Source organism: Sphingomonas sp. ID1715 (assembly GCF_013044515.1).
In the GTDB taxonomy this organism is placed as follows: Bacteria; Pseudomonadota; Alphaproteobacteria; order Sphingomonadales; family Sphingomonadaceae; genus Sphingomonas_B.
In genome coordinates this window covers 339,693-362,486 of record NZ_JABEPR010000003.1, presented here as the reverse complement: position 1 = coordinate 362,486, position 22,794 = coordinate 339,693, and the positions used below count along the sequence as shown (strand labels likewise).

Genomic DNA, 22,794 nt, shown 5'->3' with positions numbered 1-22,794 from the left:
TGAGAGAGCAACATCGTGACACAGTGCACATAGCAAAACATGGCCATTTGTTCAAGGTTCGCATGCCCGCTCACACCACCCCCGAAACTCGATCCGTTCGCCTGCTCCGTGTCGGCGAGCAGGTGCGGCATGTGCTCAGCGACGTGCTGATGCGCGGCGAGGTGCATGATCCGGTGCTGGCGTCGCATAGCGTGTCGGTGACCGAGGTGCGGATGTCGCCGGACCTGCGCCACGCGACGGTATTCGTGAAACCGCTGCTGGGCGCCGACGAAGGCGAAGTGCTCGCCGCACTCAAGCGCAACGTCAAATATCTGCGCGGCGAAGTCGCGAAGCGGGTGAACCTGAAATTCTCCGCCCAGCTCAAGTTCCTGGCGGACGAGAGCTTCGACGAGGCGAGCCATATCGACGCGATCCTGCGCCGCCCCGAAGTCGCGCGCGATCTCGAGACCGGCGAGGAATAGCCTCCGCTTTTCTTTTGGGGCGGAGCCGCTAACCCGCCTTTCATGCAGATGTCGGACATTGCGATCGCGCGGGCGGCGCAGCTTCAGCCAATCGGCAGCATCGCCGACCGCCTAGGGGTCGCGGCCGATGCGGTCGAACCCTATGGCAGGTTCAAGGCGAAGCTCGACCTGAATGCACTGCCGCGGGAGCCGCGCGGCAAGCTGATCCTCGTCACCGCCATCAATCCGACCCCCGCCGGCGAGGGCAAGACGACGACCTCGGTGGGGCTGGCCGATGCCCTGAACCGCTCCGGCCGGAAGACGGCCCTTTGCCTGCGCGAGCCGTCGCTCGGCCCCTGTTTCGGGATGAAGGGCGGGGCGACGGGCGGCGGCCATGCGCAGGTCGCGCCGATGGACGACATCAACCTCCATTTCACCGACGATTTCCACGCGATCACCTCGGCGCACAACCTGCTCGCGGCGATGATCGACAACCACATCTATTGGGGCAACGCGCTCGGCATCGACGTGCGGCGCGTGGTGTGGCGGCGCGTGATGGACATGAACGATCGCGCGCTGCGCCAGATCGTTCAGTCGCTCGGCGGGGCCGGCAACGGCTATCCGCGGGAGTCCGGCTTCGACATCACGGTCGCGTCGGAAGTGATGGCGATCCTGTGCCTGGCCAGCGATGCGGACGACATGCGGCAGCGGCTCGGGCGCATCATTGTCGCCTATACCCGAGACCAGCAGCCGGTCACCGCCCACGACCTGAAGGCGGACGGGGCGATGGCCGCGTTGCTCGCCGAGGCGATCAAGCCCAACCTCGTCCAGTCGCTGGAGGGCACGCCGGCGCTGCTCCACGGCGGGCCGTTCGCGAACATCGCCCATGGCTGCAACTCCGTGATCGCGACGCGCGCGGCGCTGGCGCTCAGCGACTATGTGGTGACCGAAGCGGGCTTCGGCGCGGATCTCGGCGCCGAGAAGTTCATGAACATCAAGTGTCGCCAGGCCCGACTTGCGCCGGACGCGGCGGTGATCGTGGCGACGGTACGCGCGCTCAAGATGAACGGCGGCGTCGCCAAGGCCGATCTGGCGCAGGAGAACGTCGCTGCGGTGCGCGCCGGCGCGGCCAATCTGGTGCGGCACATCGAGAATGTGCACGCGTTCGGCGTCCCCCTGGTCGTCGCCATCAACCACTTCGGCACCGACTCGGACGCCGAGATTGAAGTTATCCGCGATGCCGCCGCGGCCCAGGGCGTGAATGCCTTTCTTTGCCGACACTGGGCCGAAGGCGGAGCCGGCGCGGCAGAGCTGGCGGAGGCGGTCGCCGATCTCGCGGACAAGGGTGCAGCCCAGTTCGCGCCGCTCTACCAAAGCCACCTACCGCTGCTTGAGAAGATCAGGACCGTCGCGACACGGATCTATCGGGCCCAGGATGTCGTCGCGGAGCCGTCCGTAGTGGCGCAGCTGAAGCGCTGGGAAACGGCAGGCTTTGGCGACCTTCCCGTCTGCATCGCGAAGACCGCCTACAGCTTTTCCGCCGACCCGCACCTGCTCGGCGCGCCGACTGGCCATGTGCTGCCGGTGCGGGAAGTGCGGCTGGCCGCCGGCGCCGGGTTCGTCGTCGCGATTTGTGGAGAGATCATGACCATGCCGGGCCTGCCGCGCCATCCAGCCGCCGAGCATATCCACCTCGATGCCGATGGCCGCGTGGAAGGGCTGTTCTGATGGCATCCGGTCTGTTTGCCCTGCTCGACGATGTCGCGACCATCACCAAGATCGCGGCCGCCTCGATCGACGATGTCGGCGCGGCGGCCGGCAAGGCGGGGATCAAGGCCGCTGGCGTCGTCGTCGACGACACCGCGGTGACGCCGCGCTACGTCCATGGCTTCACGCCCGATCGCGAGCTGCCGATTATCGCGCGGATCGCCAAGGGCTCGCTGTTCAACAAGCTGATCATCCTGCTGCCCGCCGCGCTGCTGCTGACCGCGTTCCTGCCATGGGCGATCACGCCGCTGCTGATGCTCGGCGGTACCTATCTGTGCTTCGAAGGCGTGGAGAAATTGATCGGGGCGGTGCGCGGCGATGGCGGCGGCGATGTCGACGATCCGCTCTGCACCGAATCGAGCGAGCTCGAAAAGCAGATGGTCTCGGGCGCGGTGCGCACCGACTTCATCCTGTCGGCGGAGATCATGGCGATCGCGCTCGCCCAAGTCTCGGACCAGCCGCTCGTCACACAAGGCGCCGCGCTGGCGCTGGTCGGCGTCGGCATCACGGTCGCGGTTTATGGCGCCGTCGGCCTGATCGTGAAGATGGACGATATCGGCCTGCACCTTTCCAAGGGCAGGATGGGCGCGATGCGGGCGCTGGGCCGAGGCCTGGTGAAAGCCATGCCGATCCTGATGAACTTCCTGTCGGTGGTCGGTGTCGCGGCGATGATCTGGGTCGGCGGCGGCATCATCGTGCATGGCCTCGAGGAGTTCGGGCTAGAGGCACTGCCCCATGCCTTGCATGAGATCGCCGCGCGCGCGGGCCATGCCGTTCCCGTTGCGCAGGGACTGGTGGAGTGGCTGGTGACCGCGATCGGCTCGGGCATCATTGGGCTGGTGGTCGGCGGCATCGTCGTCGGCGTGCTGCATCTGATCCCACACAAGGAGGCCGCGCACTAAAAGCTGCGCTGAGCTTTTCTCATTTGCCTGGCCGCCTGCCCTCGCCGAGACTGTGCGGCGAAGGAGACAAGCGATGAACCCGCTGACGCGACGCGAAGGACTGGCTTCGATCCTGTCGAGCTTTGCCGTCTACGCGCTGGTGGGAGAAGCGCGCGCCGCGACCGGCAGCATCGGGCGGTGGATCGACGAGCAGCAGGCGCTTGCCGAGGATCTCGCCGCGGGCCGCATCGCCGGCTCCGATTGGAGCTTGGGTGTGGAGCGGCTGGCGCATACGGTCGACCCTGACGAACTGGCAGCTGTGATCGCCCGGTCGAGGATGATGCCCGGCGGCAAGGGATCGGCCAATGATCCGGCGAAGCGCGTGGTGCGGTTCCTCGACGATGACGGGCAGCCGCGGCAACTGTCCTATGGTGTCGCCCTGTTCGACTTCGCGCCGCACAATGTGATCACGCCGCATGGCCACCGGCACATGGTCTCCGCGCATATGGTCGTCAAAGGCGCCGTCCGCATCCGCAACTTCGACCGCGTCGGCGACGAAGACGGTGCGATGCTGCTCCGCCCGACGCGCGACTATGTGGCGAGCGCCGGGCAAGTCTCGACCATGTGTTCGGAGCGCGACAATATTCACTGGTTCGTGCCGCAGAGCGGCCCCGCCACCACCTTCGACGTGGTGATTTCCGGCCTCGATCCGGGCGCTCCCGATTACGACATCAAGGCCGTCGATCCGCTCCGCGGCGAGCGGCTCGCCGACGGGATCATCCGCGCGCCGATCATCGACTTCGAAGAATCGGCGCGCTTCTACACGGCGGTGCGCTGATGCTTGCCGCCCTGCTGCTCGCCGCTGCTCCCGTCGCGCTCAGCGAGGAGGAGCGCGCCTGGAACGCGCCCGTCGCGCCGTTCCGGATCGCGGACAATCTCTATTATGTCGGCACCGCCGATCTTGCCGCCTATCTGGTCGTCGATCCGGCCGGCATGATCCTGCTGGACGGAGGCCTGCCGCAGAGCGCGCCCCTGATCCTCGACAGCATCCGGCAGCTCGGTTTCGATCCGAAGCACGTTCGCTACCTGATCAACAGCCAGGCGCATCGCGATCATGCCGGGGGGCTGGCCGAGCTGAAGCGGGCAACCGGCGCGAAGCTGCTCGCCTCCGCCCCGGATGCGGCGCTGCTGGAGCGGGGCGGCACTGGTGACTTCGCGTTCGGCGACCGGCTGACCTACCCGCCGGTCAAGGCTGACGGGCTGCTGCGCGACAAGGCAGTGCTGTCGCTCGGCCGCATCCGCATGACGGCACGCCTGACGCCGGGACACACGCGCGGTTGCACCAGCTGGACGTTGCCGGTGCGGGCCGATGGCCACGTGCGGCAGGCGCTGTTCATCTGCGGAGCGAGCGCGCCGGGCTATCGCCTGACCGACAACCGTGCCTATCCATGGATCATGGAGGATTTCCGCCGCTCCTTCGAGACCTGGCGGTCCCTGCCATGCGATCTGTTCCTGGGTGCCCATGCCTCCTATTACGGCATGGCCGAAAAGCGCGCGCAGATGGAGCCGGGCAAGCCGAACCCGTTCTTCGACCCACAGGGCTGTCGCGCATTCCTGAGCAGGTCGGAGGCGAGGCTCCGCGTCCAGGCGGCCAAGGAGACGGCGACGACCGAATGATCCGACCCTATCTGCCGCTCAACAATCTCCGCGCCTTCGAGGCAGCGGCGCGGCATCTGAGCTTCACCAATGCGTCGATCGAGCTGCGCGTGACTCCGGCCGCGCTCAGCCACCAGGTCAAGGCGCTGGAAGAGCGGCTCGGCCTGGCGTTGTTCCACCGGCTGCCGCGCGGGCTCGCGCTCACCGACGAGGGCCGCGCCTTGCTGCCGGTGCTCAGCCGGTCGCTCGACGAGGTCGCGGCAGTGATCGAGCGCCTGACCGGCAGCTCGCGCGCGGTGCTGAGCGTCGGGGTGGTCGGCACCTTCGCGGTCGGCTGGCTGCTGCCGCGCCTCGACAGCTTTCGTGCTGTCCATCCCGATATCGACCTGCGGCTTTCGACCAACAACAACCGTGTCGACCTGGCAGAGGAAGGGCTGGATCTGGCGATCCGCTTCGGCGACGGCGCCTGGCACGGCACCACCGCCGACCCGATCATGGCGGCTCCGGTCACGCCGCTCTGCGCCGCGGCATTGTTGGAGAGACTGAACCAGCCCGCCGACCTGCTCTCGTGCACTTTGTTCCGGTCCTATCGCGCCGACGATTGGACGCGCTGGTTCGCCGCGGCCGGTCTGCAGGCGCCGGTGCTGCGCGGACCCGTGTTCGATTCCTCGCGGCTGATGGTCGATGCGGCGCTCGAGGGGCTTGGTGTCGCGCTGGCGCCCGCATCGATGTTCGCGCGCGAACTGGATTTGGGACGGCTCGTCCGCCCCTTCGATATCGAAGCCGATATCGGCAGCTATTGGCTGACTTACCTCAAGTCGCGGACGCCGACGCCCGAAATGACGACGTTCAGCGACTGGCTGAGGGACGCGGCTTCAGAACCTCCGCGCTGATCACCGCTTCAATCAGATCCTCGTCGGCCTCGACCTGACGTTCGAGCATCAGCAGCGCGAGGCCGTGCGCGATCGACCAGGCGCGCACCGCGATCACATGGGGGTCGAGACCGGTCTGCTCGGCCGCTAGTCGCGCATTCTGGCGCAGGAACGCCATTGCATCCGGCACATGCTCGGGCGGTTGGGCGAGGATGTTGCGCGCCGCAGTGGCGCTGAAGGTCAGGCGAAACAGCGCCGGGTTGGCGAGCGCGAAGCGGACATAGGCGATGCCGGTGGCGACGAAGCCCTTCTCTCCGCCGCCCGCCGCCTGCGCCGCTTCGAACTGCGCAGCGCCCAGACGGCCGAGCCCTTCAGCCGCGAGCGCATCGAGCAAGGCGTCTTTGTCGGGGAAATGGCGATAGACCGCCGTGGCGCTGACCCCGACCGCGCGCGCGACCTCTCGCAAGGAGAGGTCATGAGCCTCCCGCGTCTGCAGAAGCTCGAGTCCCGCATCAAGCAAGGCGCGCCTGAGATCGCCGTGATGGTAGCTGCTTTTCGTCATGTTGACACTGTTATCATTGGGTGTATGTTGATGCCGTCAACATCTGTCGCAGGAGAGTCGCCGTGGCAAGCTCCGTAGAAACACTGATCCGCTCGACCGTGACCAAAGGCGTGACCGCGCTGGCCGACTTCAACCGCAAGCGGCTGCCGCCCGTCGACGATCATCCATTCCTGACCGGTATTCACACGCCGATGACGGGGGAAGAGACAATCACCGAACTGGCGGTCACCGGCACCATCCCGCCGGCGCTGGACGGACAATATCTGCGCATCGGCCCGAATCCGATCGCCCCCGACGCGCGCAGCCATCACTGGTTCACCGGCGACGGCATGGTGCACGGCGTGGCGCTGCAGGGCGGTCGTGCGCTCTGGTACCGCAATCGCTGGATCCGCTCGAAGCAGGTGGCGGCGCTGCGCGGGGTAGAGCCGGCACCGGGACCGCGCCACGGCAGCTTCGATACGGTGAACACCAACGTCGTCGGCATTGCCGGACGCATCTGGGCGCTGGTCGAGGCGGGCAGCTACCCGGTCGAGCTTGGCGCCGGCCTGGACGAGCAGGCCTATAATCCGTTCGACGGCACGCTGACGGGCAGCTTCACGGCCCACCCGCATTTCGATCCGCTGACCGGCGAGAACCACGCCATCTGCTACGAGAGCACCGATCCGGGTCGCGTTCGCCATGTCGTGGTCTCCGCCGAGGGCAAGGTGGTGCGCGACGAGCCGATCCCCGTGCAGCACGGACCTTCCATCCACGATTGCGCGATCACAGCCCGCTATGTGCTGGTGTTCGACCTGCCGGTCACCTTTTCGATGAAGAAGCTGATCGCCGGGCACAGCTTTCCCTATGCGTGGAACCCCGATCATCCCGCGCGCGTGGGGCTGATGCCGCGGCAGGGAACGGCGGACGACATCATCTGGTGCGACGTGGATCCCTGCTACGTCTTCCATCCCTGCAATGCCTATGACCTGCCGGAAGGGCGAGTGGTGGTCGACGTCGTGGCGCACGAGTCGATGTTCGACCGATCGACCCAGGGTCCGGACAGCATCGCCAGCAGCTTCGAGCGCTGGACCATCGACCCGGCGGCGCACCGCGTCGAGCGCAGGGTGGTGGACGCGAGCCCGCAGGAGTTCCCGCGTCCCGACGAGCGGCGCTTCGGCCAGACCTATCGCTATGCCTATACGATGGCGCTGCCGGAGGGCCGGGCCGACCAATTCCTGGGCTCGACCAAGCTGTACAAGCATGATCTGGAAAGCGGCACGCGGCAGGTCCACGACTTTGGCGAGGGCCGCTATCCGGGCGAGTTCGTGTTCGTGCCGGCGCACCCCGAGGCCGGCGAGGACGAAGGCTGGCTGATCGGCCTCGTCGTCAACTACCCCGGCGAAACGACCGACTTGGTCATCCTCGATGCACAGGATTTCGAAGGCGAGCCGCGGGCCAGCGTCCGCGTGCCTCACCGGGTGCCGCCCGGCTTTCACGGCAATTGGATCGCTAGCGCCTGAACCTAAACCCTCGTCATTCCCGCGCACGCGGGAACCCAGCTTCTTCTCTTACCTTCTGGGTCCCCGCTTTCGCGGGGATGACGAACGGAAGACGACCTAGCGCCTGAGGCTGCGGAAGGTGATCGACCAGCGGGTGCGGTCGGCGGGGGTGATGCTGTGCTCCCATTCCCAACGCGCCGGCCCGCTCAGCAGATAGGCCGAGCGTGGTTCGAGCGTGAGCATGTGGCGCTCGAACCTGGTGCCCGCGCGTCGGCGGAAGCGCATCGTGTCGGCCGCGCCCAGCGATATGCCGACCACCTGCTCGAAAACCGGCCGGTCGCGATGCCAGCCGATGCCGGCATCGGGATCGTAGCGGATCAGCAATGCGTGCGGCAGTTCGTGCGGGGCGAGGCCGGCAACGGCCGCGGCGCGATCCCGCACGGGTAGCAGCCACGCCGGCAGCGGCTCGGTTTCAGCGAACTTCCGATCGTCGAAGTCATAGCGCCAGCCATAAGAGGCAGTCAGCCGCTTGCCCGTCCAGCCCTGGAAACGAAAAGGTTCGAGCGGGGCCGCATCGATCGCCTGGATCAGCTGCCGTTCTTCGTCCCGGCCAACCAGGTCAGGTGCGATCGCCAAGCCAGGAATGGCCGGCCCGAACAGATCGTCCGGCATCGATCCTAAAGATCGAACCCGCGTCCCTCGCGCAGGCGGCGTTCGAGCGTCGCCCGCATCGGCTGCGCCTCGGGAAGCACCACCGGCCTCCGCTGCCGCGACCGAACCACCAGCAACAATCCGGCGACAAGCAGGATGGATGACAGAAGGACGATCCACAGCATCTAATAGCTCCCCGCCGCCATAGCGCGCAGCCTGCACGTTTGTTCCGGCCGCGCATCGGTAAACCGGATCGCTCGACCGACGAAGGTGAGTAGGTGGTTAACCGCTGTTCCGAAGCGCCGTGGCGATGGCGTTGATCGACAGCTGGATGCCCTCGGCGATCCGTTCGTCCTGCTCGCCCGCGCGGTGACGCTTCAGCAGCTCGACCTGCAGCAGGTTGAGCGGCTCGATATAGGGCAGGCGGAGGCGGATCGAAGTGTCGAGCGAGGGATTGCGCGCCAGCAGCCGCGACTGGCCGGTGATCTCAAGCAGCTGGTCATGGGTGCGGCGCCACTCGTCGCGGATGCGGCCGAACAGCGCGTCGCCGCGCACCCGGTCTTCGACCAGCCCGGCATAGCGGCCGGCAATCTCCATGTCCGATTTGGCGAGCACCATTTCAAGATTGTCGAGCGTGGTCGACAGGAACGGCCAACTCGCCGCCATGTCGCGGAGCAGGGTGCGATCCGAGAACGCTTCAAGCGCGCTGCCGACTCCGTACCAGCCAGGCAGCATCACCCGCGCCTGCGCCCAGCTGAACACCCAGGGGATGGCGCGCAGATCTTCGATTGCGTCGGACTTGGTGCGGCTGGCGGGACGCGAGCCGATCTTGAGCGTCGCGATCTCGGCGATCGGCGTCATCTGGCGGAAGAAGGTGCGGAAGCCTTCGGTCTCGTAGACGAGGCCGCGATAGGCTTGGAAGGCTGCGCCCGACAACTGCTCGGCCGCACCCTCGAACCGCTCGGCGTCGGCATTGCTGAGCGTGGGGGGTTCGAGCGAGGCCAACAGGGTCGCGGCGGCGATCGCCTCGAGGTTCGTGGCAGCGCTTTCCGGCGTGCCATATTTAGCGGCGATCACTTCGCCCTGTTCGGTGATGCGGATGCGGCCCTGCACCGTGCCGGGCGGTTGCCCCTTGATGGCGGTGAACGACGATCCGCCCCCGCGTCCGACCGCGCCGCCCCGTCCGTGGAAGAGCTGCATGCCGACACCGGCTTCGGCGAACACGTCGCGCAGCGATTCGCTGGCGCGGTGCAGCGACCAGACGGAGGTCAGATAGCCGCCATCCTTGTTCGAATCCGAATAGCCGAGCATCACTTCCTGGCGTCCGCGCGCCCGGCCCCAATCGGCGACGCCGGGCAAGGCCAGCCAGTCGCGCATGATCGCCGGCGCCGCCTCCAGATCGCCGATCGTTTCGAACAGCGGCACTGCCATGATCGCGGGAGCCGCGCCCGGGCGGTACAGGCCTGCCTCCTTCAGCAGCAGCTGCACTTCGAGCAGGTCGGAGACCGACTTGCACATCGACACGATATATTGGCGGATGCAGGCCGGGCCGTAGCGGCGATGCGCTTCGGCGGCTGCGCGGACGATCGCCAGCTCGCTCTGGGTCTCGTCGGAATAGGTGGCGAACGGCGTCGCCAGCAGCCGCGGCGTCGCCAGCTCGCGCTGCAGCAAGGCGATGCGCTCGGACTCGCCGAGCGCGGCATAATCCTGATGGGCGCCGGCCGCGTGCAGGAGTTCGGCGACGACGCGCTCATGCACGGCACTGTTCTGGCGAAGGTCGAGCGTCGCCATGTGAAAGCCGAACGTGTCGACGGCGCGGATCAGCCGGCTGAGCGCGCCCGTCCCGGCCAGCACGCCGCCATCCTTGGAGATCGAGCGATCGATGGCTGTCAGGTCCGCCTGCAGCTCGGCAGGCGCGGCATATGGCTCGGCGGACAGGCTGGTCGCGCGCGGTGGCAGCTTGCCGGTCAGGTCGCGATAGGTGGCGCTCAGCCGGGCATAGATCCCGGACAGGGCGCGGCGATAGGGCTCGTCGGCGCGGGCGGGCGAATCGTCGTGGCTCGCTTCGGCCAGCATCTGCACCGCCGGCTCGACGTCGGCGAGCGCCGAAGAAATCGACAATTCGGCGCCCAGAGCGTGCACCGCGTCGAGATAATGGCCGAGCGCGGTCTCGGCACCGCTCGCCATCGCCAGCCGCAGCGAGTCGGCGGTGACGAAAGGGTTGCCGTCGCGGTCGCCGCCGATCCAGCTGCCGGGGCGCACGAAACTCGGCAATACCAGCCCCAGCTCGCGCTCCCATCGCGCATAAAGGGCGGGAAGCACGGGCAGGAAGGTATCGCGGAAATAGGCGCGCGTGGTCTCGATCTCGTCCGCGACATAAAGCCGCTCGCGCCGGAGCGGACGGGTCTGCCAGAGCAGGGCGATCTGGCGGGCGATCGCCTGCTCGATCGGATCGCCGGTCGCAGTTTCGCTCGCCCCGCCATCGCGCCGGCGCATCAGCTCGGCGATGCGGTTGCGGTGATCGATCATGCTCTTGCGCCGCACTTCGGTCGGGTGCGCGGTCAGCACGGGCGCCACCAGGGCCGTCTCGAGCAGGCTCAACAATGCCTCGTTGCCAATGCCATGCTCACGCAGGCGGGCGACGGTATTGACCACGTCCGCATCAGGCTCGGACGCGATGCCCTGCCGATCCTCCGCAAGGTTGGCGAGCATCGAGAACAGCATGAAGCCGCGCACGAAGGCGAGCGTGTCATCGAGCGTCAGGGCCTCGAGGCCGGTGTCGATCGCCTCCGCCGCCCCGCGGTGCCGGTCGACCGAGGCGCTGCGGATATATTCGGTGCGCCGGTACAGCCGCTCGCCACCATAATGGCGGATCACGTCCCCGAGCAGCTTGCCCAGGAAGCGGATATCGGGGTTTTGCGCAATCGGGGGAAGGTCGGCCATTCGAAGACGCTGGAATGCGGCTCCGCCCGAGTCAATCGCGGGCAAGCAGCATTGCGGCCGACTTGGTGCATGCTATTGGCGCCACGAGAAAATAAATGGGAGCAGGTGAATGCGCAGCGGTTTCGTCATAGTTGGACTGGCGCTGCTCGCCGCACCCGTCGCAGCACAGGACCCGGCCAAGGCGGTCGACGCCGGCGCCAAGCCGGCCGATCCCGCGACCAAGCCCGAGCCGCTGCCGAAGGGCGAAGAGGCCTATTTCACCGCGCTCAAGTGGCGGAACATCGGCCCCAACCGCGGCGGCCGCTCGATCTCGTCCGCTGGCAGCGTCGCGCGACCGAACGAATATTATTTCGCGGCGACGGGCGGCGGCATCTGGAAGACGACAGATGGCGGCAATAGCTGGTCGCCGGTGACGGACGGCCAGCTCGATACCGCGGCGATGGGCGGAGTCGCGGTGTGCGAGGCCAATCCGGACGTGGTCTATGCAACCACCGGCGAGACCCAGCTGCGCGGCAACATCCTGCCCGGCAACGGCGTGTGGAAGACGGTGGACGCCGGGAAGACCTGGAAGAAGATCGGCCTCTCCGACGTCCAGAATTTTTCGCGCGTGCGCATCCATCCCAAGGATTGCGACATCGTCTATGTCGGCGGCTTCGGCCATTATGGTGAGCCGAACGAGGAGCGCGGCGTCTTCAAGACCGTCGATGGCGGCAAGAGCTGGAAGAAAATACTGTACCGCGATCCGCGCAGCGGCGCGGTCGACATCTCCATCGATCCGAACAACCCGGACACCGTCTATGCAGCGCTGTGGGAGGCCTGGCGCAAGCCGTGGGGGATGAGTTCGGGCGGGCCGGGCAGTGGACTGTTCAAGACGACTGACGGCGGCGCGACCTGGACCGAGCTGACGCGCGCCAAGGGCATGCCGCAGACCGGCCTGGTCGGAAAGATCGGCGTCAGCGTCTCACCCGCCGATGCCAAGCGCGTCTACGCGATCGTCGAGCATCAGGATGGCGGCGTGTTCGTCTCCGACGATGGCGGCGCCAGCTGGACCCGCACCAACGACAGCCGCGACCTGCGCCAGCGCGCATTCTACTACACCCGCATCGTCGCCGATCCGAAGCTCAAGGACCGCGCCTATGTGCTGAACGTCGACTTTTACCGCTCCGACGATGGCGGCAAGACGTTCAAGACCAAGATCAAGGTGCCGCACGGCGACAACCATGACCTGTGGATCGCCGCCAACGACAACCAGCGCATGATCCAGTCCAACGACGGCGGCGCCAATGTGAGCGTGAATGGCGGCACCAGCTGGACCAAGCAGACCTACCCGACCGCGCAGATCTACCGCGTCGCGATCAGCAGCCACTTCCCCTATTTCGCCTGCGGCGGACAGCAGGACAACACCACGATCTGCGTGCCGTCGCGCGACTGGAAGCACATCAACGTGCTCGGCGGCGGGCTGTACGGCTTTGCCGCGGGCGGCGGCGAGAGCGGCTATGTCGCCAACGACCCGCAGAACCCGAACATCTTTTACGCGGGAAGCTATGGCGGCACGCTCGACCGGTTCGATTATGCGACCGGGCAGGAACGCCGCGTCAACGTGCTGCCGGACAATCCGATGGGATATTCGGCCGGCGACATTGCCGAGCGTTTTCAATGGACCTATCCGATCGTGTTCGATCCGCATGAGCCGGGCACGCTGTACGTCGCCTCGCAGCATGTCTGGCGATCCCGCAACCAGGGCCAGAGCTGGGAGAAGATCAGCCCGGACCTGACCCGGCACGATCCGGCGACCCTTGGCCCGTCGGGCGGACCGATCACCCGCGACCAGACCGGCGTCGAAACCTATGCGACCGTGTTCGCGCTGCAGCCCTCGCGCCTGGAACGCGGTGTGATCTGGGCCGGCTCCGATGATGGCATGGTGCATGTGACCCGCGACGGCGGCGCGAACTGGACCGATGTCACCCCCGCCGCGCTACCGGCTAATGTGAAGATCACGACCGTCGAGGACTCGCCGCACAAGGCCGGGACCGCCTATCTGACCGGCCACCGCTTCCTGCTGGGCGACTTTCGCCCCTATGTGCTGAAGACGAGCGACTATGGCCGCAGCTGGCAGGACATTTCGAAAGGGGTTCCCGCCGATGAGATGGCCCGCAGCATCCGCGAGGACGTGAAGCGGCCGGGCCTGCTCTACCTCGGCACCGAGCGGGGCGTGTGGGTGTCGTTCGATGCGGGCGCGCGCTGGCACAAACTGCAGCGCAACCTGCCCGCCGTGCAGGTCTCCGACCTGGCCGTTACAGATCGCGACCTGGTGATTGCGACGCATGGCCGGTCCTTCTGGGTAATGGACGATATCGGGGTGCTGCGGCAGCTCGCCTCGGGCAATGACCGGCGGCTGCGGCTGTTCGCCCCGTCGGCGGCGGTGCGCGGCGTCGATGAGGGCGTCGCGATCGACTATTTCCTGCCAAGGACGCCGCGCAAGCTGGCGCTCGACATTATCGGCCCGGACGGCAAGTCGATCCAGAGCTTTGCCGGCAACCTGAAGGAGGCCAAGAAGCCGGACGACGATGATGACGACGATGGCCCCACGCCGGTACCGACGGCGGGGATGAAGCCGGGCCTGAACCGCTTCGTGTGGAATATGCGCCATCCCGGCTTTACCGAGTTCCCGGGCATGATCCTGTGGACCAGCCGCAACCGGGGCTTTGCGGCGTTGCCGGGCCGGTATCAGGCGCGCCTGACGGTCGACGGGACGACGCAGACCCAGCCGTTCGAGGTTCGCACCGATCCGCGCGTGTCGGGTACGACGCCGGCGGACCTGCAGCGGCGCTTCGACCTCGCCAGCCGCATTACCGCGCGCGTCGGCGAGGCGAACCGGGCAGTGCTGCTGATCCGCGGCGTAAAGGAACAGACGGCAGCGGCGGCGGCAAAGGCCGATGATGCCGGACTCAAGCGCGACCTTGGCGCCTTCGACGCCAAGCTGAGCGCGGTCGAGGGGCGACTGTACCAGGTGCAGAACCGCAGCCGCCAGGACCCGCTCAACTACCCGATCATGCTGAACGACAAGCTGGCCGGGCTGATCGGCACCGTCGAAAGCGCCGAAGCCGGGCCGACCGACGCGACCGAGCAGGTGTTTGCCGACCTTTCGCGGCAGCTCGACGCACAATTGGCAGAACTGGACCGCGCGCTCGGCGAGTTGCCGGCGCTCAACCAGCGGCTGAAATCGGCCGGCCTGAGGCCGATCGAACGCCGCGCACTTCCCGCCGCGCCCGCCGGCACTGCCAAAGACGGCGGCGCCGGCGATCAGGAGCAAGGCGAAGAGTGAGCGTGCCCCGGCTCTCGCCGGGGCACGGGAAGGTCAGCGGCTCGGATCGATCAGATATTTCGAGCCCGTGCGCTTCTGCTCATAGGCGCGGACGATCTCCGGCTTGAGCGCGTCCCGCAGACTGATCGTGTCGGTATAGTGGCTGGCGAACGTCGTCTTATATTCGCGGGCGACGCGCTCGCGCAGGCGAATGTTGGTCTCCATGCCCGCCTTTTGCAGAAACGGTGTCAGCAGCCAGCCGCCGACGCTCCAGGAGAAGCCGAAGGAGAGGCGGTTCAGGACGGTCGGGCCGAGATCGAGAGCGCCGTAGATGTAGAGCTGCTTGAAGCTGTCCGAGCCATAGCGGCTATAGCTTCCCATCTTGCGCGCGGCGACGCGTTCCATGGCCGACATGATGTGGCTGCCGAGCTTGCCGCCGCCGATCGCGTCGAAGGCGATGGTCGCGCCGGTGGCGTCGATCGCCGCTTCCAATTGCGCGGTGAAGTCGTCGCGGCTGCTGTCGACGACATGCTCGGCGCCCAGTCCGCGCAGCAGCTGCTCCTGCTCGGCGCTGCGGACGATGTTCACCAGCGGCACGCCGTCGGCAAGGCAGATGCGCACCAGCATCTGACCGAGGTTCGAAGCGGCGGCGGTGTGGACGATCGCCTTGTGCCCTTCCTTGCGCATCGTCTCGACGAAGCCGAGCGCCGTCAGCGGATTGACGAACAGGGACGCGCCCTCTGCAGCGGTCGCGCCTTCGGGCAGCACGATGCAGTCGCGCGCGGCGATGCGGCGGTGCTGCGCATACATGGCGCCGCCGATCATGCCGACCATGCGGCCGATCAGCTGCTGCTGGTCGGGACCGGCGGCGATGACCGTTCCAGCGCCTTCATTGCCGACCGGCAGCGACTGGCCAAGCCGCGACGCGACGCCGGCCAGGCGCTCCGGCGGCACCTGCGCGGTCAGGACATCGCCCTCCAGCCTGAGCGTCGCGATGTCGGCTGGCCCGAGCAGCAGGCCGAGATCGGACGGATTGATCGGCGCCGCCTCGACCCGGACCAGCAATTCGCCCGGACCGGGTTCCCCCAGCTCCTGCGGTTCGAGGCTGATGCGCAGCTGGCCGTCCTCGGTGACGAGCGAGCGCAGTTCTAGGCTTTCCATCTCCATGCCCCTTTGGCTGTTTGGCCTAGCCTATAGGAGCAGATGGGCGATGATCTAGCCCTCTGGCTGCTCGCGGAGCTTTGCGTCGATCTCCTTCGCACGCACTGCCGCCGGGCGGCCGGTCAGGCGCGCGGCATAGGCATCGAAGCTGTCCCGCTTCGGCAGCGTGCCGAATTGCGTGCCCCAAAGGACCTGCGAACCCAGATAGACGTCGGCGGCCGTGAACCGATCGCCAGCCGCCCACTCATGTTCGGAGAAATGGCGGTCCAGCACATCGACCACCGTGTCGTAATCGCCATAGCCGACCATCATCTTCTTCTCCGGTGCGATCTGCACGCCGAGCGAATGGTTGATCACCGCGGCTTCCACCGGGCCGGCACCGTAGAAGAGCCAGCGATAATAGGGCCCCCGCTCCGGCGAGCCTGGCGCCGGCGCCAGCCCCGCGTCCGGAAAGGCATCCGCGAGATAGGCGCAGATCGCCGCGCCCTCGGTGACGACCACATCGCCATGCTTGATCGCCGGCACCTTGCCCATGGGATTGATCGCCAGATAGTCCGGCGCCTTCATCGTCGTGCCGTAATCGAGCAGCACCGTCTCATAGGGCTGCCCGACTTCCTCCAGCATCCAGCGCACGATCGCGCCGCGGGACATCGGGTTGGTGTAGAAAGTCAGCTCGGCCATCTCGGCTCTCCCCTGTTCGAGTCGCGATCAGAACATAGCAGGAACGAACGATCAGACCAGATGGGTTTTGAAGAAGGCCATGGTCCGCTGCCAGGCGAGCTTTGCCGCCGCTTCATTGTAGCGCTCGGCGGACGTATCATTGTTGAAGGCATGATTGGCGCCGGCATATTCATGCAGCGTCACCGGCTTGCCTGCAGCCTTGAGCGCGGCGACGAAGGGCCGCACCGTGCCGGCGACGCGCGCGTCCAGTTCGGGCAGGTGGATCATCAGCGGCACGGCGAGCTTCGCCGCTTCCCTGGGATCGGGTGCCGGCCCGTAATAGCTGACGGCCGCGGCCAGGCCGGGCGCACCGGAAACCGCCAGTCGGTCAACCATCGCGCCGCCCCAGCAGAAGCCAGTGAGGCCCGACTTTCGTCCGCCGGAGAAGCGGGCGAACGCCGACTGCGCGTCCTTGACCGTTGCGGCAAGATCGAGCGCACCGATCATCTCGCGCGCGTTGTTCTCGTCCGAAGGCGTGCCACCCAGCGGCGCAAGCAGGTCCGGTGCGACGGCAAGATAACCTTCCAATGCCACCCGCCGCGCGACGTCGCGGATATGATCATTGAGCCCGCGATTCTCGTGAATGACGACGACCAGCGGGCCCGCCTTGCGGCCCGCCGGCTCGGCCACATAGCCGCTCATCGGCCGACCCGGTGCGGTTTCCCAGCGCTCTGTGCGCGTCTTCAGCCGCTTGTCGTCGGGAGCCAAGATCGCCGCTGCCGCCGGAGAGGCAGCAATGCCCGCGATCAGCGCCTCGGCCGCGGCGACGCTTCCCGCCAGCAAGGTCATGTCGCGCATGAAGCTCCGGCGGTCCCGACCCTCATGGGTATAGGCGTCGTACAGCTCGATCGCGCGTTGGCGGATGCTCTCGTCCATCGTCCCTCTCCTCCGTTTAGTTCGAGCGAAGTCGAGAAGCGTATCTCGACTTCGCTCGATACGAACGGCTTTAGTTGGTGGGCGCCATTGCGGCAGCGGGCTTGCGGTAGCGGTCGAACCAAGCGGTGATCGTCGCCGCCTTGGCTGCGGACTGGGACGGGCGGGCCGCGATGCCGCCATGGCTGGCGCCCGGCACCTTGACCAGCATGGTCGGCACGCCCTGCAGCTGGAGCGCGGAATAATATTGCTCAGCCTCGCTGACGGGCGTGCGGTAATCCTCCGAGCCGACAACGACCAAGGTCGGCGTATGCACATTGCCGACCAGCGACAGCGGCGAGCGCGACCAGTAGAGCTGGGGGTCTTCCCACGGCTTCTTGCCGAACCAGTAGCGGGTGAAATAGGCCGGATTGTCGGCGGTGAGCGAGAAGCTCGCCCAGTCGATCACCGGCTTTTGCGTTGCGGCCGCCTTGAACCGGTCGGTCTTGCCCACGATCCAGGCGGTGAGCACACCGCCGCCGGAGCCGCCGGTCACGAACAGGTTGTTCGGATCGATCTGGCCGGTCGCGATCGCCGCATCGACGGCGCTCATCAGGTCGTCAAAGTCGCGCGCCGGATAGGTCTTGTCGATTTCGTTGGCGAAGGCTTCACCATAGGAGGTCGAACCGCGCGGATTGACCGACAGCACCGCATAGCCGGCGCTGGCGTAGAGCTGATTGTCGGTCGAGAAGGCCGGGCCATAGGCCTGGTGCGGTCCACCGTGAATCTCGAGAATCAGCGGATGCTTGCCGCCCGCCGCGGGCGTGGGCGGCAGCGTCAGCCAGGCGTCGATCGGCTTGCCGTCGAACGCGGTGGCATTGACCTTGCGCACCTCACCGAGCGTCTTGCCGGCGAACAGCTCCTGGTTCAGCCGCGTCAGCACCCGTGTGCCGCCGCCACGGACAACCGCGATGTCGGACGGTCGCTGCGGATTGCCGGCCGTGATCGCCAGCGTGCCGTCGCGCGCGACGCTGAACTCGCCGCCGGCATAGGGCCGGTCGAGCCCCGAACCGGTCAGCCCCTCGGCCACGGTGCGGATCGAGCCGTCGAGGCCGATGCGCACGACCTTCATCGTGCCCTTGTCGTCCTGCAGGGCAAAGATGGAGCGGCTGTCCGCTGCCCAGACCGGCGAGCCGATCGAGCGGTCGAGCCGCGGCGTCAGGGCCCGCGCCGCACCGCCGCCCGCCGGCATCACATAAAGCTCGTCCACCTCATAGGCGCGGCCGCTATCGTCGTAGCCGGTGAAGGCGATCCACTTGCCGTCCGGGGAGACGAGCGGATTCTGGTCAGGACCGCGGCGGTCGGTCAGCGGCCGGATCGCGCCACTGTCGACATCCAACTCCTGCAACTCGCTGTCGGTGGGTTCCAGCTGCCACTTGTCGGTCAGATTGGCGCTGAACAGGATGCGGCGGCCATCAGCCGACCATTCGATGCCGCCATCGATCGGCGCCTTGGCGAAGGTCAGCTGGCGGGGCGCGCCGCCGTCCGCCGAAACCAGGAAGATCTGGGTGAGACCCGGCTTCAGATAACCGCCATTGTCGGTGCGGTAGACGACCCGGTCATAGACTTCGAGCGGCTTGGCCCATTCGGCACCCTCGGGCTTCTTGAGCGGCTTGCCGAGCGTCGGGGCGTCGGCGGGCACCAGCATCGTATAGGCGAGTCGCGTTCCATCCGGCGACCAGACGATCTGGCCGGGCGATGTCGGCAGGCCCGTCACACGGGCGGTCTGGCCGGTCGCCATCCATCGTACGAAAAGCTGCGGCGCACCACCTTCGGCGGTCGAGACATAGGCAAGGCGCTTGCCGTCCGGCGACCAGCGCGGGCTGGAGTGTGAGCCGGCGCCCGCGACCAGCGGGGACTGGCTCCCCGTGCGCGTGTCCACCAGCCAGATGCTCGGCCGGGCGCGATCGGTCATGATGTCGTTCGATCGCCGCACATAGGCGATCACCGAGCCGTCCGGGCTGATCTGCGGGTCCGATGCGACTTCCAGGCTGAACAGATCGCGGCCCTGCAGCGTGCGGCTGGGACCCTCGGCGGGCTGGGCGTGGAGGGGAGCGGCGGCGAGGACGAAAGCGAGAGCGAGCAATGGGCGGCGCATGGGTCAGCCTCTTATCGGCGCGCCGGGCCCCTGCCCGGCGCCTATGCGCCTCCCATGGAAGAAGAAATGCGCCGGCTCAATAGAGGGATCAGGAGAGTCGGACGGATGCGGCGGCGGCCCAGGCGGTGGCCGCCTGCGCGTCGGTGCGGCCGCACTCGCTCGCTTCCCGCATCAGCGACAGCATGTCGATCACGGCGGGGCCGCGTTCGCCGCGCGCCAGGCGGCCTTCGAGCTTCCAGGCGAGATCGGCGATCGGGCGCAGTTGGTAGCGTTGCGCGAGGTGGCGAAGATCCGACGCCTTGTCGCACAGCCCCGCGACCGTTCCGAACGGCACCGCGGCGCGCAGGCCGTCGATGCGCTCGCACAAATCGGCACGCACCTGCTTCATCCCATCCTGCTGCATCCGGCCCTCCAGCTCTCTGCCGGCGCAGCCTAGCCACGGCTTGATGAAAGCTGCGTTAAGGCCGTGCGGCTTGACTCGACGCCCGCTTGGCGGCATGGGGCGCGGCTGACAGAGCGGCGGCGACGCCGCTTTTTCTTTTTCGCGAAATCAAGAGAGTTGGGCCATGGCCAAGCCGACCACCGTCAAGATCAAGCTCGTCAGCTCCGCGGACACGGGCTTTTTCTACGTCACCAAGAAGAACCCGCGCACCCAGACCGAGAAGCTGAGCTTCCGCAAATACGATCCGGTCGCGCGCAAGCACGTCGAGTTCAAGGAAGCCAAGATCAAGTGACGAGCCTTTAGGCTCGTCATCCCCGCGAAGGCGGGGACCCAGCGGACAAGGACTCTGGGTCCCTGCTTCCGCAGGGGCACATCATCAGACCAAAGCCTCGACGCTTTCGACGAACCGGTTCACGGAAATCGGTTTCGACACATAGGCCTCCGCCCCCGCCGCGCGGATGCGTTCCTCGTCGCCTTTGCCGGCATAGGCCGTGACCGCCATGATCGGGATCGGCTTCAGCTGCTCGTCGGCCTTCAGCGTCTCGATCAGTTCCAGCCCGCTGACATTGGGCAGCTGGATGTCCATGATTACCAGGTCGGGCGAAAACTCGCGTGCGCGCTCGACGGCTTCGCGGCCGTCGCGCACCGGCTCGGCGACATAATCGTGCGCGCGCAACAGGTCGCAGAAGAGCTTGAGGTTCAGTTCGTTGTCCTCGACAACGAGCACTTTCTTACTCACAAGCACCTCACAACTTTCCCCCGAACTTATCCACATAGCCCATGCAAACTCCCGGACCAAATCACGACGCGGCCACGCTGGCCCTGATGGCGCTCGCCTGGTGCCTGGAAGACTCGCGGCGCGCCGAGCGGTTGCTTGGGCTGACAGGGTTAACCACGAATGACCTGCGCGCCCGTATCGACCGTCCTGAGGTGCAGGCGGCCATCCTGGGCTTCCTCGAAGCGCATGAACCCGACCTGGTCGCCTGCGCAGAGGCGATCGGCAGCACCCCAGCCGCGCTGGTCGCAGCGCGCGCGGAGTTAGAGCAATGAACCGACCGCTGCTGATCACCGATTGCGACGAAGTGCTGCTGCACATGGTCAGCCATTTCCGCACCTGGCTCGACGAAGTGCATGAGGTCGACTTCGACCTGTCGGCCGGCGACTATTCGCGCGCGGTGCGCGACCGCAAGACCGGTGACATATTGGCGCGGGACCGCACCTGGCCGCTCCTGAACGGCTTTTTTGAAACGGAGATGCACCGCCAGACGCTGGTGCCGCACGCGCGCGAGGCGCTCGCCGATCTGGCGGAGATCGCCGATGTCGTCGTGCTCACCAACCTGCTCGACCAACATCAGGAACGGCGCATCGCTCAGCTGGAGGCGGTCGGCATCCAGCACCGGGTGCTGTGCAACCAGGGCGGCAAGGGCACGCCGGTCACCGCCCTACTGGAGGAATATCGCCCTAGCGCCGCAGTGTTCGTCGACGATCTGGCGCTGCATCACAACTCGGTCGCCCGGGCGGCGCCGCAGGTCTTTCGGCTGCACATGATCGCCGAACCCGAGCTCGCCGCGATCATGCCGCCCGCGCCGGACGCCCATGTCCGCATCGACGACTGGGCGGAGGCCAGGCACTGGATCGCCGCGCGGCTGACCTCCGGGCTTGACGGGAGCGCGATGCCGGTGATTGGGACGGCGGCATGAGCATCGACCAGCGTCTCGCCGAACTCGGCATCACCCTTCCCGAACCCGCCGCCCCCGTCGCGGCCTATGTGCCGGCAGTGGAAGCCGGCGGCCTTCTCTATATTTCGGGCCAGGTGTCGCAGCGAGACGGCCAGCGTATCACCGGCCGCCTGGGCGAAGACATGGACCTGGACGCCGGCCGCGATGCCGCGCGGAGCTGCGGCATCATGCTGCTCGCGCAGATGAAGGCGGCGCTCGGTTCGCTCGATCGGGTCGCGCGGGTGGTGAAGCTCGGCGTCTTCGTCAACTCGACCGGCGACTTCACCGACCAGCCGAAGGTGGCGGATGGCTGCTCGCTGCTGATGGCCGAGGTGTTCGGCGACCTCGGCAAGCATGCCCGCAGCGCGGTGGGCGTCCCGAGCCTCCCGCTCGGCGTCGCGGTGGAGGTCGACGCCGTGGTGGCGGTCAAGAACTAACGCGGGAAGCTGGCCCTCACCCTGGCGGCAAAGGTCCGGCCCACCGGCACGGCAAGGCCGTTCGACAGGTGCAGCCGACCGCCTTCCCACCGCTGCACGGCGTCCCGACTGACCCACCAGCTGCGATGGACCTGCATTCCCTGCTGCCCGTCATCCGCCGCAACGGCGTCGGCAAGGCGCATCAGCATGAGCTCCGACCCCGTCGGGCGGTGCACCCGGAGATAATGGTCCTCCGCCTCCAACGCGATCACCTTATCTCCAAGCATTCGTGGCAGGCGCGAGTGTAACAGCGACTGCGTTGGCAGTTCTGGCTCTGCACGAGCAGTCATACCGCTCTTCAGTGCCTGGGCGATAATGAACTGCACCAGCGTCACGCAGAGATAGAGGGCGAGCAGGCGGCCGGGTGGAAAGACGCGGCCCGGCTGCAGCAGCGTGAACATCCAGGCGACGAAGAAGGTCATCGGCAACGCCGATAGGGCCGCCAAGACTACCGGCCGCCACAAGCGCGCTGCGAACAATCGCCGGCCGAGCAGAGCTTCCGCGCCCCGCAGACTGAGCAGGCCAGCGAGCGTGCTGGCGATCCAGAAGGCGTAGCGTTCGATCAGCGACATTGCGGCCGACGAACCAAATGGTCCCAAAACCCCCAATATGATGCCGATCAGCAAGGCCGCGCCAAGCTGATGGAGCCACTGGGGCCGTTGGCGCTTCGCCAACTGCATCCAGCCGCCGTTCGCGAAAGACACTCTCCAGCT

Annotated in this window: 23 protein-coding genes; 12 read left to right on the top strand and 11 right to left on the bottom strand. The window is 67.0% G+C overall.

Features of this window, described 5'->3' with window-relative positions; genetic code table 11:
• The first annotated feature begins 62 nt into the window (after positions 1 to 62).
• From rbfA to HJG53_RS10915, 6 genes are all read left to right on the top strand, one after another.
• On the top strand, positions 63 to 461 hold the full coding sequence (gene rbfA, locus HJG53_RS10940) for a 30S ribosome-binding factor RbfA (RefSeq protein WP_171130435.1): 399 nt from the start codon (positions 63 to 65) through the stop codon (positions 459 to 461).
• A 42-nt stretch (positions 462 to 503) separates the two neighbouring features.
• Positions 504 to 2,168 carry a formate--tetrahydrofolate ligase gene (locus HJG53_RS10935; protein WP_254447682.1) on the top strand — a complete coding sequence of 555 codons (1,665 nt, stop codon included), beginning with the start codon at positions 504 to 506 and terminating at the stop codon, positions 2,166 to 2,168.
• On the top strand, positions 2,168 to 3,109 hold the full coding sequence (locus tag HJG53_RS10930) for a DUF808 domain-containing protein (RefSeq protein WP_171130433.1): 942 nt from the start codon (positions 2,168 to 2,170) through the stop codon (positions 3,107 to 3,109). Before HJG53_RS10935 ends, HJG53_RS10930 begins: the two co-directional genes overlap by 1 nt.
• A 73-nt stretch (positions 3,110 to 3,182) precedes the next feature.
• Complete coding sequence (locus HJG53_RS10925) at positions 3,183 to 3,926, top strand: hypothetical protein (protein ID WP_171130431.1); 744 nt, start codon at positions 3,183 to 3,185, stop codon at positions 3,924 to 3,926.
• A complete protein-coding gene (bla, locus tag HJG53_RS10920) occupies positions 3,926 to 4,765 on the top strand; it encodes a subclass B3 metallo-beta-lactamase (protein WP_171130428.1) in 840 nt (279 codons plus the stop codon). The genes HJG53_RS10925 and bla overlap by 1 nt, the downstream gene beginning before the upstream one ends.
• The gene (locus HJG53_RS10915; protein ID WP_171130426.1) at positions 4,762 to 5,637 is read left to right on the top strand and encodes a LysR family transcriptional regulator; all 876 of its coding nucleotides are present in this window, start codon (positions 4,762 to 4,764) and stop codon (positions 5,635 to 5,637) included. Before bla ends, HJG53_RS10915 begins: the two co-directional genes overlap by 4 nt.
• On the opposite strand, the gene HJG53_RS10910 is transcribed toward HJG53_RS10915, so the two are convergent.
• Positions 5,594 to 6,178: a TetR/AcrR family transcriptional regulator gene (locus tag HJG53_RS10910; RefSeq protein ID WP_171130424.1), complete on the bottom strand. Its 585-nt coding sequence runs from the start codon at positions 6,176 to 6,178 to the stop codon at positions 5,594 to 5,596. The two genes, HJG53_RS10915 and HJG53_RS10910, sit on opposite strands and share 44 nt — an antisense overlap.
• 62 nt (positions 6,179 to 6,240) lie before the next feature.
• On the opposite strand from HJG53_RS10910, the gene HJG53_RS10905 reads away from it, so the two are divergent.
• A complete protein-coding gene (locus tag HJG53_RS10905) occupies positions 6,241 to 7,677 on the top strand; it encodes a carotenoid oxygenase family protein (protein WP_171130422.1) in 1,437 nt (478 codons plus the stop codon).
• A 96-nt stretch (positions 7,678 to 7,773) separates the two neighbouring features.
• Here the strand turns inward: HJG53_RS10905 and HJG53_RS10900 are convergent, their stop codons facing one another.
• The 3 genes from HJG53_RS10900 to ppc all read right to left on the bottom strand — a co-directional run bounded on the left by HJG53_RS10900 (position 7,774) and on the right by ppc (position 11,250).
• Positions 7,774 to 8,328, bottom strand: a complete 555-nt coding sequence (locus HJG53_RS10900; RefSeq protein WP_171130420.1) for an alpha-ketoglutarate-dependent dioxygenase AlkB — start codon at positions 8,326 to 8,328, stop codon at positions 7,774 to 7,776.
• A 5-nt stretch (positions 8,329 to 8,333) separates the two neighbouring features.
• Positions 8,334 to 8,492 (bottom strand): hypothetical protein, encoded by a 159-nt coding sequence (locus tag HJG53_RS10895; RefSeq protein WP_171130418.1) that lies wholly within the window; start codon positions 8,490 to 8,492, stop codon positions 8,334 to 8,336.
• Between the two features lie 97 nt (positions 8,493 to 8,589).
• Positions 8,590 to 11,250 (bottom strand): phosphoenolpyruvate carboxylase, encoded by a 2,661-nt coding sequence (ppc, locus tag HJG53_RS10890; protein ID WP_171130416.1) that lies wholly within the window; start codon positions 11,248 to 11,250, stop codon positions 8,590 to 8,592.
• A 109-nt stretch (positions 11,251 to 11,359) separates the two neighbouring features.
• Between ppc and HJG53_RS10885 the strand changes: the two genes are divergently transcribed.
• Entirely contained in the window at positions 11,360 to 14,575 is a 3,216-nt protein-coding gene (locus tag HJG53_RS10885) for a glycosyl hydrolase (RefSeq protein ID WP_171130414.1), read from the top strand.
• Positions 14,576 to 14,608: 33 nt separating this feature from the next.
• Here HJG53_RS10885 and HJG53_RS10880 read toward each other — a convergent pair whose 3' ends face one another.
• The 5 genes from HJG53_RS10880 to HJG53_RS10860 form a co-directional block, all read right to left on the bottom strand.
• Positions 14,609 to 15,715: a zinc-binding dehydrogenase gene (locus HJG53_RS10880; RefSeq protein ID WP_217352759.1), complete on the bottom strand. Its 1,107-nt coding sequence runs from the start codon at positions 15,713 to 15,715 to the stop codon at positions 14,609 to 14,611.
• A 54-nt stretch (positions 15,716 to 15,769) separates the two neighbouring features.
• On the bottom strand, positions 15,770 to 16,396 hold the full coding sequence (locus HJG53_RS10875; RefSeq protein ID WP_171130410.1) for a glutathione S-transferase family protein: 627 nt from the start codon (positions 16,394 to 16,396) through the stop codon (positions 15,770 to 15,772).
• A 51-nt stretch (positions 16,397 to 16,447) separates the two neighbouring features.
• On the bottom strand, positions 16,448 to 17,311 hold the full coding sequence (locus HJG53_RS10870; RefSeq protein ID WP_171130407.1) for a dienelactone hydrolase family protein: 864 nt from the start codon (positions 17,309 to 17,311) through the stop codon (positions 16,448 to 16,450).
• 70 nt (positions 17,312 to 17,381) lie between these two features.
• On the bottom strand, positions 17,382 to 19,445 hold the full coding sequence (locus HJG53_RS10865) for a S9 family peptidase (RefSeq protein ID WP_171130405.1): 2,064 nt from the start codon (positions 19,443 to 19,445) through the stop codon (positions 17,382 to 17,384).
• Positions 19,446 to 19,533: 88 nt separating this feature from the next.
• Entirely contained in the window at positions 19,534 to 19,848 is a 315-nt protein-coding gene (locus HJG53_RS10860) for a hypothetical protein (RefSeq protein WP_171130403.1), read from the bottom strand.
• 163 nt (positions 19,849 to 20,011) lie between these two features.
• Between HJG53_RS10860 and rpmG the strand changes: the two genes are divergently transcribed.
• Positions 20,012 to 20,179 (top strand): 50S ribosomal protein L33, encoded by a 168-nt coding sequence (rpmG, locus tag HJG53_RS10855; RefSeq protein ID WP_046348982.1) that lies wholly within the window; start codon positions 20,012 to 20,014, stop codon positions 20,177 to 20,179.
• Positions 20,180 to 20,263: 84 nt separating this feature from the next.
• Here rpmG and HJG53_RS10850 read toward each other — a convergent pair whose 3' ends face one another.
• Positions 20,264 to 20,626, bottom strand: coding sequence for a response regulator (locus tag HJG53_RS10850; RefSeq protein WP_171130401.1), 363 nt, complete (start codon positions 20,624 to 20,626; stop codon positions 20,264 to 20,266).
• A 41-nt stretch (positions 20,627 to 20,667) separates the two neighbouring features.
• Between HJG53_RS10850 and HJG53_RS10845 the strand changes: the two genes are divergently transcribed.
• Genes HJG53_RS10845 through HJG53_RS10835 form a run of 3 tightly spaced genes read left to right on the top strand, consistent with a single transcriptional unit; the run spans position 20,668 to position 22,042 of the window.
• Positions 20,668 to 20,937 carry a DUF3572 family protein gene (locus HJG53_RS10845; protein ID WP_171130399.1) on the top strand — a complete coding sequence of 90 codons (270 nt, stop codon included), beginning with the start codon at positions 20,668 to 20,670 and terminating at the stop codon, positions 20,935 to 20,937.
• Positions 20,934 to 21,587: an HAD family hydrolase gene (locus HJG53_RS10840; protein WP_171130397.1), complete on the top strand. Its 654-nt coding sequence runs from the start codon at positions 20,934 to 20,936 to the stop codon at positions 21,585 to 21,587. Before HJG53_RS10845 ends, HJG53_RS10840 begins: the two co-directional genes overlap by 4 nt.
• Entirely contained in the window at positions 21,584 to 22,042 is a 459-nt protein-coding gene (locus tag HJG53_RS10835; RefSeq protein WP_171130395.1) for a RidA family protein, read from the top strand. The genes HJG53_RS10840 and HJG53_RS10835 overlap by 4 nt, the downstream gene beginning before the upstream one ends.
• On the opposite strand, the gene HJG53_RS10830 is transcribed toward HJG53_RS10835, so the two are convergent.
• Positions 22,039 to 22,761 (bottom strand): LytTR family DNA-binding domain-containing protein, encoded by a 723-nt coding sequence (locus tag HJG53_RS10830; protein ID WP_217352757.1) that lies wholly within the window; start codon positions 22,759 to 22,761, stop codon positions 22,039 to 22,041. The genes HJG53_RS10835 and HJG53_RS10830 overlap by 4 nt on opposite strands.
• Positions 22,762 to 22,794: the final 33 nt, after the last annotated feature.